19 protein-coding genes are annotated in these 16,353 nt (G+C 61.3%); 10 read left to right on the plus strand and 9 right to left on the minus strand.

The annotated features are described in order from the left end of the window. Window positions 1-56 precede the first annotated feature (56 nt). On the plus strand, window positions 57-284 hold the full coding sequence (locus KYT97_RS19930; protein WP_033235435.1) for an RNA-binding S4 domain-containing protein: 228 nt from the start codon (window positions 57-59) through the stop codon (window positions 282-284). Window positions 285-299: 15 nt separating this feature from the next. Here KYT97_RS19930 and rraA read toward each other — a convergent pair whose 3' ends face one another. Then, a complete protein-coding gene (rraA, locus tag KYT97_RS19935) occupies window positions 300-776 on the minus strand; it encodes a ribonuclease E activity regulator RraA (RefSeq protein ID WP_033235436.1) in 477 nt (158 codons plus the stop codon). A gap of 133 nt (window positions 777-909) precedes the next feature. On the opposite strand from rraA, the gene KYT97_RS19940 reads away from it, so the two are divergent. Further along, the gene (locus KYT97_RS19940; protein ID WP_033235359.1) at window positions 910-1,206 is read left to right on the plus strand and encodes a putative quinol monooxygenase; all 297 of its coding nucleotides are present in this window, start codon (window positions 910-912) and stop codon (window positions 1,204-1,206) included. Between the two features lie 68 nt (window positions 1,207-1,274). Here KYT97_RS19940 and KYT97_RS19945 read toward each other — a convergent pair whose 3' ends face one another. Continuing rightward, window positions 1,275-2,171, minus strand: a complete 897-nt coding sequence (locus KYT97_RS19945; protein ID WP_033235360.1) for an oxygenase MpaB family protein — start codon at window positions 2,169-2,171, stop codon at window positions 1,275-1,277. 153 nt (window positions 2,172-2,324) lie between these two features. On the opposite strand from KYT97_RS19945, the gene KYT97_RS19950 reads away from it, so the two are divergent. Beyond that, on the plus strand, window positions 2,325-2,783 hold the full coding sequence (locus tag KYT97_RS19950) for a hypothetical protein (RefSeq protein WP_033235361.1): 459 nt from the start codon (window positions 2,325-2,327) through the stop codon (window positions 2,781-2,783). Window positions 2,784-2,908: 125 nt separating this feature from the next. Here the strand turns inward: KYT97_RS19950 and KYT97_RS30975 are convergent, their stop codons facing one another. Then, window positions 2,909-3,094, minus strand: coding sequence for a hypothetical protein (locus KYT97_RS30975; protein ID WP_233364796.1), 186 nt, complete (start codon window positions 3,092-3,094; stop codon window positions 2,909-2,911). Here KYT97_RS30975 and KYT97_RS31290 point away from each other — a divergent pair. Then, window positions 3,038-3,301: a helix-turn-helix domain-containing protein gene (locus tag KYT97_RS31290; RefSeq protein WP_353805919.1), complete on the plus strand. Its 264-nt coding sequence runs from the start codon at window positions 3,038-3,040 to the stop codon at window positions 3,299-3,301. The two genes, KYT97_RS30975 and KYT97_RS31290, sit on opposite strands and share 57 nt — an antisense overlap. Here KYT97_RS31290 and KYT97_RS19960 read toward each other — a convergent pair. Both KYT97_RS19960 and KYT97_RS19965 read right to left on the minus strand, forming a co-directional pair. Then, window positions 3,247-4,701, minus strand: a complete 1,455-nt coding sequence (locus KYT97_RS19960; protein WP_219110513.1) for a histidine-type phosphatase — start codon at window positions 4,699-4,701, stop codon at window positions 3,247-3,249. The genes KYT97_RS31290 and KYT97_RS19960 overlap by 55 nt on opposite strands. Before the next feature lie 120 nt (window positions 4,702-4,821). After that, the gene (locus KYT97_RS19965) at window positions 4,822-5,541 is read right to left on the minus strand and encodes a TSUP family transporter (protein WP_219110514.1); all 720 of its coding nucleotides are present in this window, start codon (window positions 5,539-5,541) and stop codon (window positions 4,822-4,824) included. Window positions 5,542-5,624: 83 nt separating this feature from the next. Between KYT97_RS19965 and pdxR the strand changes: the two genes are divergently transcribed. Continuing rightward, complete coding sequence (pdxR, locus tag KYT97_RS19970) at window positions 5,625-7,136, plus strand: MocR-like pyridoxine biosynthesis transcription factor PdxR (protein ID WP_141485335.1); 1,512 nt, start codon at window positions 5,625-5,627, stop codon at window positions 7,134-7,136. Here the strand turns inward: pdxR and KYT97_RS19975 are convergent. Together KYT97_RS19975 and KYT97_RS19980 are read right to left on the minus strand one after the other, a co-directional pair. Continuing rightward, entirely contained in the window at window positions 7,126-8,385 is a 1,260-nt protein-coding gene (locus tag KYT97_RS19975) for a Glu/Leu/Phe/Val family dehydrogenase (RefSeq protein ID WP_219110515.1), read from the minus strand. The genes pdxR and KYT97_RS19975 overlap by 11 nt on opposite strands. Next, window positions 8,382-9,734 (minus strand): aspartate aminotransferase family protein, encoded by a 1,353-nt coding sequence (locus KYT97_RS19980; protein ID WP_033235366.1) that lies wholly within the window; start codon window positions 9,732-9,734, stop codon window positions 8,382-8,384. Before KYT97_RS19980 ends, KYT97_RS19975 begins: the two co-directional genes overlap by 4 nt. A gap of 301 nt (window positions 9,735-10,035) precedes the next feature. Here KYT97_RS19980 and KYT97_RS19985 point away from each other — a divergent pair, with 301 nt between their 5' ends. From KYT97_RS19985 to KYT97_RS20005, 5 genes are all read left to right on the plus strand, one after another. Then, entirely contained in the window at window positions 10,036-10,782 is a 747-nt protein-coding gene (locus KYT97_RS19985; protein ID WP_116104257.1) for an SDR family NAD(P)-dependent oxidoreductase, read from the plus strand. Further along, window positions 10,779-11,699 carry an ABC transporter permease gene (locus KYT97_RS19990; protein WP_080711777.1) on the plus strand — a complete coding sequence of 307 codons (921 nt, stop codon included), beginning with the start codon at window positions 10,779-10,781 and terminating at the stop codon, window positions 11,697-11,699. The genes KYT97_RS19985 and KYT97_RS19990 overlap by 4 nt, the downstream gene beginning before the upstream one ends. 146 nt (window positions 11,700-11,845) lie before the next feature. Next, entirely contained in the window at window positions 11,846-12,766 is a 921-nt protein-coding gene (locus tag KYT97_RS19995; RefSeq protein ID WP_245005876.1) for a taurine ABC transporter substrate-binding protein, read from the plus strand. Continuing rightward, window positions 12,763-13,587: an ABC transporter ATP-binding protein gene (locus tag KYT97_RS20000; protein WP_141485338.1), complete on the plus strand. Its 825-nt coding sequence runs from the start codon at window positions 12,763-12,765 to the stop codon at window positions 13,585-13,587. The genes KYT97_RS19995 and KYT97_RS20000 overlap by 4 nt, the downstream gene beginning before the upstream one ends. Before the next feature lie 112 nt (window positions 13,588-13,699). Continuing rightward, window positions 13,700-14,887 (plus strand): lipase family protein, encoded by a 1,188-nt coding sequence (locus tag KYT97_RS20005; protein WP_425332410.1) that lies wholly within the window; start codon window positions 13,700-13,702, stop codon window positions 14,885-14,887. 31 nt (window positions 14,888-14,918) lie between these two features. On the opposite strand, the gene KYT97_RS20010 is transcribed toward KYT97_RS20005, so the two are convergent. Together KYT97_RS20010 and KYT97_RS20015 are read right to left on the minus strand one after the other, a co-directional pair. After that, window positions 14,919-15,296 (minus strand): DUF5313 family protein, encoded by a 378-nt coding sequence (locus tag KYT97_RS20010; RefSeq protein WP_033235370.1) that lies wholly within the window; start codon window positions 15,294-15,296, stop codon window positions 14,919-14,921. Window positions 15,297-15,327: 31 nt separating this feature from the next. After that, window positions 15,328-16,299, minus strand: coding sequence for a GlxA family transcriptional regulator (locus KYT97_RS20015; RefSeq protein WP_033235371.1), 972 nt, complete (start codon window positions 16,297-16,299; stop codon window positions 15,328-15,330). Window positions 16,300-16,353 lie beyond the last annotated feature (54 nt).

The following is a 16,353-nucleotide window of genomic DNA, read 5'->3' on the forward strand; positions in this document are numbered from 1 at the left end:
CACTGTTCAGTGTGGCCGTTCGTGTCCGGTTTTGTGCGAGGAGCAGAATGATTGCCATGAGCGCCAACATCCCCGCAGTACCGATCCGCGACGAAATGATCCGTCTCGGCCAGTTCCTCAAGCTCGCCAACCTCATCGAATCCGGCGCAGAAGCCAAGGAAGTCATCGCCGACGGCATGGTGTCGGTCAACGGGGAGGTGGAGGACCGTCGTGGTCGTCAGCTGCGCGACGGTGATGTAGTCGAGATCGGCGGGATGGCCGCCAAGGTGGAAGCTCCCGCCTGATCTCGAGCTCTACTTCTAGCTTTCGCGGACGACTACCCCGTCCTGGTCGCTGTAGACGATCTCACCGGGATTGAAGGTGACGCCGCCGATTTCGACGGGCACGTTCTTCTCGCCGGAACCGGTCTGTGTGCTCTTGCGTGGGTTGGTGCCGAGCGCTTTGACGCCGATGTCGAGGGTGCGCAGGATTGCGGAGTCACGGACGGCGCCGTTGACGATCACTCCGGCCCAGCCGTTGTCGACTCCGCGTCCGGCGATGATGTCGCCGACCAGTGCGGTGTGGATGCTCGCATCACCGTCGACGACGAGGACACCGCCGTTGCCCGGTTCGCTGAGGGTCTGCTTCACCAGCAGGTTGTCCTGGAAGCACTTGATCGTGGTGATGGGGCCGGCAAAAACCTCACGGCCACCGAACGCAGTGAACTGCGTGTCGCAGCTACGGATGTCTGGTCCAATTTCGTCGGCAAGGTCAGCAGTGGCTACAGGCTCGGTCATGCACGACAGAATAGTCGGCAGAGCGACAAAAGCTTCCTTCAACTTCACGCGATCACACCGTCAGCGGAATGTGCTTCCGATAACGTGGCCTTGAATTATTCGATTCACTGCAGTTGACGACTAGGAGTGTTCTGTGACGATTTTCGCGATTTTGGATGTGCGGTTGAAGAAGGAGAGCCTTGATACCGCGCGCGAGGTGTTCGGGCGAGTTTTGGCTGAAACCCGTGCTTTCGAGGGTTGCGAAGGCGTCGACGTGGTGATCGATGCCGAGGACGAAACGCACTGGTTGTGCGTCGAGAAGTGGGCGTCTGCCGAGGCTGATGCCGCTTACCGCGAATGGCGCGCGGGTCCGGGAGCTATCAAGGATTTGGGACCACTTCTTGCCGGTGCGCCCGGTCTGGGTAAGTACGAACTGGAATCCGCGATCTGATTTTTTCGGGGGCGTTTCCTTCGCGAACTGTGCCGAAGGAAGCGCCCCATTCTTGTCTTTCCGCCACGTCACGCTTGGGCTTGTTCACTCGGCTTCACGTGCTTGACGGGGCACCCCGTGGGAAAGGTTCCCAGTTGGTCGACCTTGTAGCCGGCTGGGTAGCTGCGGATATTCGGAAGATCGCGGGCGAATTTCCGGGCGGTGCGCGGTGGGAAGAATCGCAGCAGGCGGCCGCGTGCTTTGAGTGCGCCCCTGGAGAGCGCACGAACCACCGCAGGTGGGCGCTTGTACCCGAACGCCTCGAGAAGGTGATCGTCCATGAGTGAGTAGGCGAATGCCTTGATCAGGGGCTTCGGCGCTAGGTTGTTGGGCGGGAACGTGCACATGAGTTCCAGTGTGGAGTCGGCAACCGCCCTGGCACCCGGATCGAACGAAAAGTGTTCGCGCTCATACTCGTCCAAGAGCTTCGCGAATCCGTCGTAGGTCGTTGGCATGTCCTTGATGTTCATGTGACGGCCGAGTTCGCGGTAATAGAAGGTGGATCCGGCTATTTCGTTGGGCGTCAACGGGCGCCAACCGTACGATTCGAGCCAGCGCACCGGAGTGACGACAAAAGTAGCCAACACGTATCGCATGTCGTCGTTGGAGATGTCGTACGAGCCGTGCATCTGGTTCATCCGGCGAACACTCGATCGACCTTGGTCGCTGCCCAGGCCGTGTTCGAGGACGGCGTCGAGAATGAGGCTGGTGTCGTCGTACCGTTTCTGGACCCGGTCGGTGAATTCACCCGTGGAGAAGAGCAGTTTGCCGATCGACGGCACCGCATAGGTGCGGAACAGCGCAAAACTGAGGGCCTGGTTGATGTCCCAGGGAAACTCTTGAGCAGCAAGAATGCGAGACATCTCTTCGTAGTCGGTCTCGGGATCGAGCTGATCTGTGCGCGCGCGAAGGTCGTAGCGCTTCATGTGAACACTCCCATGGCTTCGGTGTGAGCTGTGCCACCGAGAGTAGTTCTGACAACGCATGTTGTCTAGAGGTGTCGAATTGCCACTGTTCGGTCGTTTCGGGTGTTGTACCAGGGGTATCCGATCAGGGAGTTGTCGACCCGAGGAGTTTCAATGAGTATCTCCCGTACTGCCCGAATCCTGGCAGCCGTAGGTTTGCCGATCGTTGCGTCACTCGCATACGTGGGCACCGCTTCGGCGGATCCACCCCATCCGTTCGGTGGTGCTGCAGTGACCATCGGTTGTCCCAACCAGGGGTCACTGGCGTCGATGACCGGTCTCACCGGGCAGTCCGGGCCTGAAGCCAATCCGCCGATCGCCAAGGGCGACATACGCTTCGAATCCTTCCCGGCAGCAGCACCGATACCGGCCGCCGGGCAGGTCACCGTCGCGTGGGTCAACACCGACACCGGTAAGGCCGGAATCGTCGATCTGATGGGGACGTACCCCTATCTGTCGGCGACTGTGAATACCGGTGTCGGCAACGTTGTTGCGACCGCTTTCGGTTCCATCAACTGGGGCAGTAGCCCTATCTGCCAAAGCAATCCGACAATTGGACGGTTCATAGCCTGACTTGTGCCTGACTCTGTGTCCTGACGCCGCAGCAGTGGCGGTATCGCGTGATTATCTGTCATCTCGGAGATACCGCCACGACCTTGCTGTCCCATATTCTGAAACATGTTCGGTAAAAGTATATTTCAGGTGAGGGAGAAGGCGGCGGCGTGAACGGGTCGAGTGCACGTCAGTTGATGAGCCGGCTGCTCGTCGAGAAGCGTAGTAGCCTTGCGCCCGAGAAGGTCGGTATTCGATGCGAGGGTGCTCGTCGCATGCACGGCCTCAGCAGACGTGAGGTCGCGCAGATCGCCGACATCAGTTTCAACCACTATCAAAGGCTGGAACAGGGTACGTCCGTGGGTGTTTCGTCTCGGGTCATGGTTCGTATCTGCGATGCATTGTTGATGGAAGACGACGAGAAAGCGCGCATGCTGGCGTTGCACCAAGCATGGGCGCGTCCGCGTCGTCCGGGGGCCCGGCCTCAAGCTATTGGGGAGATTTCCGGCAGGCAGCGCTCGAGTTCCGCCGGCGTGTAGAAGAAGCTTCCGCTTGCAACCGGCGTGCAGGGCGCTGCAAACGCGGTTTCACGCTCGTTGTAGAGCATGCGAACCAGCTGTGCGTTGTCCGGTCCGGCAAAGACGTCCCACTGGATGTTGGCGCCCATCGGGCTGACCTGCTCGCCCCGCCACGGGTTGTTGTCGTACGTGTACAAGGTGCCCTCAGGCTGTGCGACCGTGCTGCCGGGCAGCTTCAGCAGTGCAGCAAAGGGGATGATCGTCTCGGCGTGCGCAAATCGAAAGTCGGCCCCGGGCAAAGAATCTGCACCTGAATGTTCTTTCAGCCCAGCCAGGAATTCGTCGCGGAGCACCGTCGCCATCCGGTAGGTAACGTCCTCACCGGCAAATCCCGGTCCCTTGGCGTAGAAATCCTCTGCGTCGTTGGTGTACGCCAGCCACTGAGCGTCGTCCTGGTCGATGAAGCGACCGAAATTCCAGTCACCTTCCTCCGACATACCCGGGGTGATGATGTACGTGTTGTAAAGCATGTACGCGGCGTCGACCTCGTTGTTGATCTCTTCCGAGCCCTTGCCCCGGTCGACGAGTGAGAACTCGCCGGCGACAAGACGATCCACAAAGCTCTTCGAGTACAGCTTCTCCATCATGTGACGTGACACGTCGCGAGTGCGAGGCAGGTTCTCGATCTGCTCGTCCACGGCTTCGAGGCGAGGATCGGAATCCTCGTATTCCTTGTAGTCCGCGTTCAGATCGGAATCGTGGAAGTAAAGGACGTCAGGATCAGACGTGACAGCTCCGATATTTCCGGCGATCGCCGGAAATGCGGTGCTCACGCCCTGGGCGAAGTTGGCGGCACTGTCCACTGCGCGGTCCACACCCGAGGACGTCAGGGTGATCGAGCCGTCCTGCTTGGCAATTGCGTCGAACAGCTGCGGAAGGCGTTCCGTCACACGGGCACCCATCTCGCGATGCTCGGTAATGCCGAGGCCGCTCAGATTGCCGTAGCCCAACGTCTGGTTGGCCGCCATGAGTTCACGAAGTACGGGGCCGAACTCCTTGCCGACGGGAGTTAGAGCGTTCTCGGCTTCGGCGATCTCCCAGAGTTGCAGGCTCAGGTCGTCGTACTTCAGGCTCGAGAGCGCGCGGGAACCATGACGTGCAACGTTTTCCGTGTACACGGGCGTGAAACCGGCGGGCACGGCCTGGAGTCCGCCAATGGCCTGGCCGGGTGAATACGGAGTCTTGGACGTGAAGCCCCCGACGGCAGGTGTGCCCGGGGCCCCGAGAGAACCGGTGTCGAGAGAACCGGTGTCGAATGAACTGAATGGTGACGCGTCGGCAATGGCAGAGGTGCCGGTCGTGACAAGCATGAGTCCGACAGCGCCTGCGGCCGCCAGCAATCCGAAGCGGGGGCTTCGCATGGTGATGAGTCCTTTCTGCTCGCGCCGAAATGGCACGACGAACAGGAAGTTAGATCGGCTAAGCGTCCGTAGGTGGCCATAGGACAGACGTCCAGGTGGCCGCAGGGTTAAAACTCGGATTCACATGGCCAGTCCGGCTACGCTTTTGGCTAACAGCACGGTTGCCGCGGCGAGGATGATGTAGGTGGTTGTGCGACTCAAGACCGCCAGGGAGATCCGCCGCGCCAGGTACGAGCCGAGCAGGTGTCCACCCACCAGCAGGGGAGACAATGCGAGTGCGGCAAGCAATTCGCTTCCGGTAACACCGATCTGGAACTGGAGTGCCATAAGCGTCGCCGCAGCCATGACAAGAAAGATCGTCGACAACGTAGAGCGCAGGGTGGCAGCATCGTCCGGCCGATAGGTCAGCGACAGCGGTGGGCCGGGCATCGCGGCCAATGCGCCCATGAACCCGGCCGCGGCCCCGGCGCCTGCCAGGGTTCGCCGTGATTCGGTCACGGACTTACCCGCGAGCATCACCGCCCCTGCTGCCAGCGCGAGAACGGCCACCAGGAGTTGAACGGACGCCGTTTCAACGCGCTGTATGACCCACAGGCCTGCGGCGATACCGGGAATCATTGTGGCGGTCGCGATTCCGACCGTGCGTGTGTCGCAATGCCCGCGTTCTCGCGCCGCCACCATCAGCATCATCGGGATGGTGAGAATCAGTAGCGGGGCTGGAACAAGCCACGGGGCAATCAGAATAAGGGCGGGTCCGGCGATCAAGCCGAAACCCGAGCCGGTTGCCGATTGAATCGCCGAGGAGGCAACAAGTACGCAGGCAACCAGGAGAAGAATCACAATCCCATTCTCTGGGCGATCTGGTACTGACGGAAGATCCAGATCGTGGGAGCATTAATGGGGCCAGAATCAGGAGGAGCAGGTTGCGATCACACGAAAATCTCGGAGAGTTCCTCGAGGGCAGGTCGGCGTATCTCGACTCGGCCACCAACACGCCGATGTACCGGCGCGTGCGGGCCATGCTCGAAGACCTGCTTGCACGTGGAGTGTTCGACGGTGGTCGACCCATGCCGTCGACGCGCTACCTGGCGCAGGAACTTGGCGTTTCCCGAAATACGGTGGCAGCGGCCTATGACGAGCTGATCGCGCTCGGAGTAATCGAGAGTCGTCCTCGCAGTGGTCTTTACGCGGCAGCCCCGCTCACTCGAACACCTTCTGCAGAGTCGTCGCCGCCCGCTCCGCCAGTTGACTGGTCTACATTGCTCCAGCCCCGCGAGAGCGTCGAGTTCACCCGAACTCTGGGCCATCCCGACGCCTTCGACTATCCGTACCCGTTCATCAGTTCTCAGCCCGAACTGCGCTCCTTCCCGGTCCGCGGTTGGTTGCGCGCGGCGAGTGAGGCGATGACGGGCCCGCATCTGCGATACAGCGTGCGTGACGCCGTCGATCAGGACGATCCACTGCTGGTGGAGGCGCTGCGCAAGGAAATTCTCCCGTCGCGAGGCATCGAAGCAGCGGCTGACGAGATCTTGGTGACCAGTGGAACTCAGCAGGGGCTGTCGCTGATTGCCGACGTACTGTTGCGACCCGACAAGATCATGGGCTTCGAGAACCCCGGATACCTCGACGCTATGCACATTTTCAAGCGCTCCGGTGTGGAACTGTCTCCCATTCCCGTTGACGGGCGTGGGGCGGTGTTCGACCGATCGACTGTCTTCGACGCCATGTATCTCACGCCGAGTCATCACCACCCCACCAACGTCACATTGAGCCTGCCTCGCCGCAAGCTGCTCCTGGAATTGTTGGAGGAGAGAAACGGTTTTGTGATCGAAGACGACTATGACAGCGAATTCCGCTTTCGTGGGAGGCCGACTCCGTCCCTCAAATCCTTGGGGGACAACCGCCGGGTGATCTACCTCGGTTCCTTCTCGAAGTTTCTCTCGGCCGGCCTGCGCATCGGGTACATCGTGGCGGATCCGCCTGTCATTGCGGCACTTCGAGCAGAACGGCACCATCGAACCAAACATCTTCCGGGACATATTCAGCGGTCGCTGGCGTTGTTCATCATGTCCGGTGATTACCACAAGGTGTTGCGCTCGCATCGTCGTCGGCTCAAGCAGAACTGGGAAATCATTACCGAGTCGATCAACAAGTACATGCCACGAGTTGAGACGCCGTCGTTTCCTCCGGGCGGTGTCAGTGTCTGGTACACCGGCCCGGAGGATCTTGACGCTGCCGAACTCACGGAACGTGCAGCCCTGCAGGGGATCCTGGTGGCCGACGGCTCCCGCTACTTCTTTCCGGGGACAGGCTCCCGAAACTGCCTGCGACTGGGTTTCGGTTCGATAGACCAGAATTCGATCGAACCGGGCATCGCACTGCTTGGAGGAATTGCTCACCGACTACTGGATGAGTCTCGCCGGATCAGTGAGTGAGGCCCCGCGCGCGGTGGGCACGAGCGACGCGACCGACTGCCAGGGTCATCGCGGCGTGTCGGAGCGTGGTGCCGGTAGCACCAGCCTGATCCAGTACCGCAGCCCAGGCTGCAGTCATCCGATCATCGAGTCCCCGTTCTACTTCGGGGAGAGTCCACCAGTAACCCTGTTGTGCCTGAACCCATTCGAAGTAGGACACGACCACTCCGCCGGCGTTGGCCAGGATGTCCGGGACCACCAACACTCCCGCTCGCTCGAGTGCGGCGTCGGCCTCGGCGGTGGTTGGCCCGTTTGCACCCTCCACGACAATACGTGCCTGGATGCGATGTGCGTTGCCGCCGTGGATAACTCCTTCAACCGCAGCGGGAACCAGGAGGTCGACATCCAGTTCGAGAACGGCAGCGGGGTCGATCTGCTCACCTCCGGGGAAGCCTGCGACGGAACCGTGCTCGGTGACGTGGGCTCGCAGAAGGGGCAGGTTCAATCCGTCGGCGTTGTGCACCGCGCCGAATCTGTCGCTGACAGAGATGATCCGGACTCCCGCGTCGCCGAGGTAGTCGGCAGCGTCGGCTCCCACCTTGCCGTATCCCTGGACGACGGAGGTGGCCGAGTTCGGTTCTATGCCTGCCTTTTTCAGAGCCAACAACGCGATGTGCGCAACACCGCGTGAGGTTGACGTCCGGCGGCCGAGCGAACCGCCGAGATCAAGCGGTTTGCCCGTCACCACGCCCGGGACACCACGGCCCCGAGTTGCGGAGTAGGCGTCCATCATCCAGGCCATCGTCTGCTCGTCGGTGCCGACGTCCGGAGCGGGAATATCGTTGTCCGGCCCGATGACGGGTGAGATTCCCTGGGTGTACGTCCGGGTCAGTCGTTCGAGTTCGGCCGGGGAGAGAGTCAGGGGATCGACGTCCACCCCACCTTTTGCCCCGCCGTACGGAATATCGAGGAGCGCGCATTTCCACGTCATCCACATGGCGAGAGCCCGCACTTCGTCAAGATTCACTCCGGCGCTGTACCGGATCCCACCCTTCGCCGGTCCGCGCGCGATGCTGTGCTGCACGCGGTATCCGGTGAACACTTCAACGTCGCCGTTGTCGCGGACCAGCGGAACGCTGACGGTCGTCTCACGTCTGGCGGACCCGAGGATGCGGTGCAGGCCGTCCGGGTAGCCCAGGGCCGCCACTGCCTCCGCGAGTTGCGTGCGCGCGTCGTCGAGCGCACTGGCGTGAACGGCCGAGGCTGTCACCGGGGACCGTCGTAATAGGAATCGGCCACGTCGAGGGCAGTGTCGAGCATGGCGAGCGCCGCGTCGACCTGCGTCGGCGTCACGGTGCACGGCGGGACGACGTGGATGCGGTGGTAGTTGTTGAAGACGAGCAGTCCGGCGTCGCGGGCGGCGGCCATCGTCTGGCCGATCGCGGCGTTGGTGCCGCCATACGGTGACAGGGGCTCGCGCGTCTCGCGGTTCGTCACGAGATCGAGTGCCCAGAAGACTCCGAGACCGCGGACGTCCCCGATGCTCGGGTGCTTGTCCGCGAGAGCGCGTAGGCCCGGTCCGAGTGACGTGCGACCGATGAACTCGGCATTCTCGACTATGCGCTCCTCATGCATCGTGGTGATGGTGGCCACTGCTGCGGCGCAGGCGAGCGGGTGGCCGGAGTACGTCATGCCGCCGGGGTACGGACGCTCGGCAAACGAGTTGTAGATCTTCTCGCCGACGATGACTCCGCCCAGGGGCACGTAACCGGAGTTCACACCCTTGGCAAACGTGATGAGATCGGGGACAACGTCGTAATGGTCGATTGCCAGCCAGGCGCCCGTGCGGCCGAAGCCGGACATGACCTCGTCGCAGATCATGACGATGCCGTATCGGTCGCAGATGTCACGAACACCCTTCAGATATCCGGGCGGCGGCGGCATGATGCCGGAGGTGCCGGGAACGGATTCGACGATGATCGCGGCAAACGCGGCCGGACCTTCGAAGCGGATCAGAGTTTCGAGATGTTCGAGAGCTCGCTCACATTCCTGTTCCTCTGTCTCGGAACGGAATTCGGATCGGTACAGGAAAGGTCCGTGGAAATGAACGGCGCCCGAGTTTCCGTAATCGTTCGGCCACCGGCGGTGATCGCCCGACAGGTTGATCGTCTCGGCAGTAGCGCCGTGGTACGAGCGGTACGCCGAAAGGATCTTGTAGCGACCGGTATGCAAGCGCGCCATGCGAATTGCGTGCTCGTTGGAGTCTGCGCCGCCGCTGGTGAAGAACACCCGGTCCATTCCTTCGGGTGAAATCTCGGCGATCAGACGCGCTGCCTCGGACCGAGCCTCGTTTGCGTGCGCCGGCGCGATGGTGCAGAGCTTCGCAGCCTGCTCCTGTACCGCCGCGACAACCTTGGGATGCTGGTGACCGACGTTCGTGTACACGAGTTGCGACGAGAAATCGAGGTATTCCTTGCCGTCGCCGTCCCACAGGTAGCAGCCGTCTGTGCGCTCGACCACCATGGGCTGCAAGGATTTCTGTGCCGACCATGAGTGAAAGACGTGTGCGCGATCCAACTCGTACGTGCGTTGTGACGTGCTGATTGCGGGAGCTGCCATGGCAGAAACCTCCTGATCGAGGGTTGGAACTTCTTCAGTCCACTCAAGGATGGGGAATGGTTGTGGTCCTGCGCCAGATCCAGATTCGAGGGCATCTCCTGGGGCCAGTTACACGATGGAACCTTCGCGTTAACACGAGACGGCTACGTTACGACTGGCCCGAGAAATTCACCACGCAGGTGGCACTGGAGTGGGGGCCAGATCACGAGCACACTGGTGAGCAGTTCATTCACCGCCGTCGGGATCTCGTGTCTGCGGATCTCTCAGGGCCGAAACATCATTCATCGAGGAGTTCACAACTATGTCCGTCATGAAAGCTCCAGTTGCCGTGGTCACCGGGGCCAGCAGCGGCATCGGTGCCGCTACGGTGCGCCACCTCGTCAAAGAGGGTTTCGACGTGGTGATGGGTGCACGCAGAATGGATCGACTCGAGGAGTTGGCACGTGAAACAGGTGCTCGCGCTCTGTCTCTCGATGTGACGGACGTCGAATCGGTCGACGCCTTCTGCGCGTCGATCGGGCGGTGTGACGTGCTGGTCAACAATGCCGGCGGCGCATTGGGAGCCGACAGTATCGCCGACACCGACGAAGCCGACTGGACCGCGATGTTCGACGTCAACGTACTCGGTGTACTGCGCGTCACACAGCGGCTTCTCCCGCGCCTTCGTGAGAGCGGAAACGCTACTGTCGTCACCATCGGGTCGATTGCCGGACGCGAGCCCTACCTCGGCGGCGCTGGGTACAACGCCGCGAAACATGCTGTGACAGCACTCACTCGGGTTCTTCGCCTCGAACTGCTCGGCGAACCCATCCGTGTCTGCCAGATCGATCCCGGCATGGTGGAGACGGAGTTCAGCATGGTGCGCTTCGGTGGCGACAAGGAGCGTGCCGATGCGGTGTACGCCGGCGCCGATCCGTTGACCGCGGACGACATCGCGGAATGCGTTGCCTGGGTTGTGACCCGCCCGAGCCGAGTCAACGTCGACTCGATGCTTGTACTGGCTCGCGACCAGACCTCAGCTCAGCGAGTGCACAGGAGGACGGCATGACCACCACTGCTTCACCGAGTTCAACTGCTTCACCGAGTTCAACAGAAGCTACGCGTGTACCTACTCCTCCGCCCGCAGTGTCCGCGAAGAAGCGCACACCGATCTTCACACCGGAACGGGTGCGCTCCATCGGAGTCCGGATTGCGGCTCTGGTTGCGTTCCTCGTGGCGTGGTGGGGTGTTACCGCAGCCGGTGTGATCGACGAATTATTCCTTCCTTCACCAGGTTCGGTGTGGGATGCGTTCATTCGGGCCAACACCTGGCATCAGGTGGCGCCCGGTGTCGACCGCGAAGTGCTCGGCGAACAGAACTACTTTCTCTGGGAACATTTGATCGCCAGCGGTCAGCGCATAGCGGCAGGCGTCGGCGCGGCCGTGATCGTGGGTCCGCTGATCGGTTTTGCGATGGGAATGTCCGTCCCGATCAGAACCTTCGTGGAGCCGTACCTGAACTTTCTGCGTGCGTTGCCGCCACTCGGCTATATCGGCCTGCTGATCGTCTGGTTCGGTATCGGTGACACCTCCAAGATCTGGTTGCTGTTCCTCGCTGCCTTCCCGCCGATCGCGATAGCCACACTCAACGGCGTCACCTCGGTGAAGGTCGATCAGATCAACGCCGCGCGAGCTCTGGGTGCGAGCCGAACTCAGGTACTGACCAATGTGGTCTTTCCGTCGACGCTGCCGGAAGTGATCAACGGTATTCGAATCGCGGTCGGCTTTGCGTGGACCACCGTGGTGGCCGCGGAACTCAACAACGGCATACCCGGTATCGGCGGGTTGGCCTATCTTGCCGGCACGCAGCTCAATACACCACTCACAATCGCATGCATCATCGTCATAGGTTGCGCCGCACTTGTTCTCGACTCCGCGATCAAGGCAATCGGAACACTCGTAGCACCATGGAAGGGTAAGGCATGACCGGTCAGTCGAGGCGAATTGCAATCGCGGTGGTTTCCGCTGCAGCTCTGGGAACAACTTTGACCGCGTGTGTGGAAACGGGTCGAGGTGAGATGAGCCGCTCGATGGACAGCTCAGTGAGTTGTCCTGTCACAGTGGATGAATCGGTGACTACATCGGCACGGATCGGGTATCAGGACATTCCGAACGGTGACCTGATCGTCAAGGATCAGGGACTGCTCGAGGCGTGCATGCCCAATGCGGATATCACGTGGAGCAAGTTCAGTTCGGGGCAGGATGTAGTGCAGGCCTTCGGTTCCGGAAGCCTGGATCTGGGAACCTTGGGGTCGAGTCCGGCAACAATGGCGTTGTCGGCACCGCTGAATATCCCCATGCAGGTCGTCTGGATCCAGGACGTGATCGGCGAAGCCGAGTCCCTCGTTGTCAAAGACCCATCGATAACCACATTGGAAGGGTTGAAGGGCAAGAAAATCGCGACACCGTTCGGCAGTACGTCGCACTACAGTCTGCTTGCAGCCCTCGGAGCGGCAAACATGACTGCCGATGTCACCCTCATGAGTCTGAAACCGGACGCAATGCTCGGAGCGTGGCAGGGTGGACAGATCGACGCGGTCTGGGTGTGGGATCCGACGCTGTCGAAGCTGACGGCCGACGGTCACATCGTCATGAGTAGCGCTGATGTTGCGACACAGGGCGCGCCCACGTTCGATCTCTCGGGTGCTACCACTGAATTCGTCTCCGCCAATCCGGAATTCATGCTCATGTGGACCAAGCTGCAGGACTACGCAGCCGGCCGGATCAACGCCGATCCCGCTGGTGCCTCAGTATCGATGTCTGCTCAACTCGGTATTGCCCCCGACGTCATCAAGCCGCAGTTGGCGGGCTACACGTACCTCTCGGCGGCGGAGCAAGCCGGCCCCGCCTTCCTCGGCGGCGAATTCACTCAAAGTCTTTTCGGCACTGCGGAATTCCTGCTGCAGCAGGGAAACATCGACGCAGTAAGCCCCAGCAGCACCTACGCCGAGGGAATCTACACGGACGCCGTGACGAAAGTGGGCCAGTCATGACAAGCACGGCTACAGACCTCAGCACTCGCGTCGTACTCACCGAAGTTCGGAAGGAGTACGTCACCTCAGGTGAATCGGTACTCGCGCTGGCCCCAACCAGCTTGACGTTCGAACCGGAAGAATTTGTCTGCGTAGTCGGACCGTCCGGTTGTGGCAAGACGACGCTCCTCCAAATGCTTGCCGGTTTCCAAGCGCCGACCGAGGGAACCATCATGGTCGGGAACACGCACATCAAGGGGCCGGACCCGGATCGTGGTGTGGTGTTCCAGCAAGCAAATCTGTACCCGTGGTTGTCGGTGCGGAAGAACGTCGAGTTCGGGCTGAAGATGCGGGGAGTTCCTCGCGCCGAGCGTGCCGCCGAGGCCGATCGGATGCTGGAAATGGTCGGCTTGGAGTTGTATGGTGACCGTAAGCCCTACGAGCTGTCCGGTGGCCAGCAGCAACGCTGCCAGATTGCGCGTGTACTTATCACAGACCCGCGAATTATACTGATGGACGAGCCTTTTGGTGCACTCGACGCCATGACCCGCGAGAAGTTGCAGCTCGAACTGCTCGACTTGTGGCGCGAGCGTCGTAAGACGGTCTTCTTCGTCACTCACAGTGTGGAAGAGGCGATCTTCCTCGGAACCCGAGTGATTGTGATGGGCGCCAGGCCGGGTCGCGTCATCTACGACCGCAAGGTGTGGTTCAAGGGTGACAATCGCGAACCCGTCGACACCGCTGTCCGTTCGACCCCCGAGTTCGTGGCTATGCGAGACGAAGTCGCAGCCAAGATCTACGAGGCACAAGGTTTGATCGGCGCAACGGTTGCGTTGCACTGACTTTCACTGCACTGACTTTCACTGCACTGACTTTCACTGCACTGACTTTCACTGCACTGACTTTCACTCATCTGGAGGAGTTTTCGTGAAGATCGACCGCAAGAAGCGTCTGATCCGAGTGTCCAGTGGAGCTCTGGCACTGTGTGCGGCTGCATCGGTAGCAGCTTTTGCTGCCCCGGCGTCGGCCGAAGGGTCATTGTCCTTCGGAGATCCGCAGGCACCACAACTGTCGCCGGGAACTCTGATCACCGCGCACAATCTCACCGAATCTGCCGCGCTGCCCAGCGCGGCGAAGAACGAACGTATCACCTATATGTCCCAAAGTGCCTCAGGTGAACCGATTCTCGTCTCTGGCGTTGTTGCTATCCCCAAGACGCCTGCCCCGGCAGGTGGTTGGCCGGTGATCAGTTGGGCGCACGGCACAACCGGAGTTGCCGACGCCTGTGCGCCGTCGGCGGATACTCCCGCCGGTCCGGTTCACGACTACCTGTCGGTGGTCGACCAGATGCTCGACCAGTGGGTCAGCAGTGGGTACGTTGTGGTCCAAACCGACTACGAGGGTCTTGGTACTCCCGGCGGTCACTCGTACATGAACGGGACCAGCGCAGCCAATACCGTGACCGATATCGTTCGAGCCGCTCGGCAGGTGGACGATCAGGTTGGCAAGGACTGGTTTGCGATGGGTCACAGCCAGGGTGGGCAGGCAGCCGCTTTCACGTCGCAGATCGGCAAGGACCGCGCACCGGAACTGAATCTGAAGGGTGCGGTATCGATAGCTCCCGGAAACGGCACGGCCCAGATTCCGGCAATGGTTGCTACGGGAAATCAGGCTATGGCAGGGGGTGTGCCGTTTGTTCCGGTCATCCTGCTGGGCGTACAGGCAGTTGATCCGTCTGTAGTTCCTGAAGACTTGTTGTCGGACCAGGCTCAGCCGCTCCTCGAGGCTGCCCGGACGGGGTGCCTGGCGGCAGTGCGTGCGGTACCGACTGTCCCCGTTGATCAGATCTTCCGTGAGGGTGCAGATCTGACGGCGTTGACAGCAAACCTGAACGAGCAGGAACTGTCGACCGTAACCCCGAAGGTGCCCACCTTGTTCGCGCAGGGAACCACGGATGTTCTTGTCTCGGTGGCAAGTACGTCCGGTGCAGTCAAGGACTACTGCGCCAAGGGCTCGGACATCGAGTTCAAGACCTACGAGGGTGCCGATCACCGCGGAGCAATCGCGGCGTCCTACAACGACGCGATGGACTTCACGACAAGAATGCTCGCGGGCGGAGAGGTGAACCCCGGGGCTTGTTGACCTCGCTCGGCCGATCGCACTCGTGAGGCTGTCAGCGGCCGTGCCGCTTTTCGTAGTCCTCACGAGTGCGATCGGCGCGGCGCTGGGCTTTCTCGTTCATGAGTTCGGGATCGAGGCCGTGACTCTGAAGGCGGTGACGGCGGTAGATGTTGCCAAGCGCCACGACAAAATAGGCCAGCGGGATGAGCAGTAGCGCCATCATGGCGAGAGGGATCCAAATGGGTCCCGGAATCAGGAGAAACAGCAGGAGGATGAGCGTCGCCGGCACCGTGAAACGAACGATGTAGCGAACCTGGGCGCCCGGTCCGACCAGATCGTTCCGAACCCAATCCTGGTACTTGTCAGGGAGGGTCTTGCCCAGAAGGTATCCGCAGTACTGGAGGAAATTCGGGCGGGTCGATTCAGCCATACCTCCAGGGTAGTTGCCGGGAATGGCAGATTTACCCCGGTGCCTGGAAAGTGCGGCGATAGGCGCTCGGCGAGACGCCGAGCGTGTCACTGAGGTGCTGACGCATCGATGTGGCGGTCCCGAATCCGGTGCGGGCCGCAATCGTGTCGATCGAGAGATCGGTTTCTTCGAGTAGTTCGCGGGCGTGATCGATACGCCGAGCGGTGAGCCAGCGGTTCGGCGTTGTCCCGACCTCGTCGCGGAATCTGCGACTGAAGGTGCGGACGCTCATGTTGGCGCGATTCGCCAGGTCCGTCAGAGTGATCGGTTCCCGGAGATGCTCGAGAGCCCAATGCCGAGCGGCGGCAGTCGATTCGGAAGGTTTGTCGGCCAGCGGGCGTCGAATGTACTGGGCTTGCCCACCGTCGCGCCACGGCGGTACGACGCATCGCCGGGCGACGGTGTTCGCCACTTCCATGCCGTGATCGCGCCGCACGATGTGTAGGCACAGGTCCACTCCTGAGGCCACTCCGGCGGAGGTCAGAATGTGGCCCTCGTCGACGAACAGGACGTCGGGGTCCACCTTCACCTTGGGGTAGATGCGCTGGAAGTGATCCGTGTTGCGCCAGTGAGTAGTGGCCCTCAAGCCGTCGAGCAGGCCGGCCGCAGCCAGAACGTACGAGCCGGTGCAGATCGACACGAGCCGTGTCCCGGGGCGGATGTGTTCGAATGCCGCCGCCAACTCGGGGGAGAGGTAACCGTCCTCGTAGGCGGGACCAAGTTCGTACGACGCCGGAATGACGACGGTGTCCGCTGTGGCGAGTAGTTCACTGCCGTGGTCGACCGTAATGCTGAAATCGGCATCCGTTCGCACGGGCCGGCCATCGACAGTGCAGGTGAGGATCTCGTACAGAGGCTTGTCCTCGGCGTCGACCGCGCGTCCGAAGATGCGCGCCGGGATGCCGAGCTCGAAGGGAATGACACCGTCGAGGGCAAGGACAACAACGCGATGCGGTCCGCTCATGGCCTGATTCTTTCATATATTGGCGATCTGGCCACTGTCGCGGGTTGGCGATGT

It is taken from the genome of Rhodococcus globerulus, from assembly GCF_019334125.1.
Lineage (GTDB): Bacteria > Actinomycetota > Actinomycetes > Mycobacteriales > Mycobacteriaceae > Rhodococcus_F > Rhodococcus_F globerula.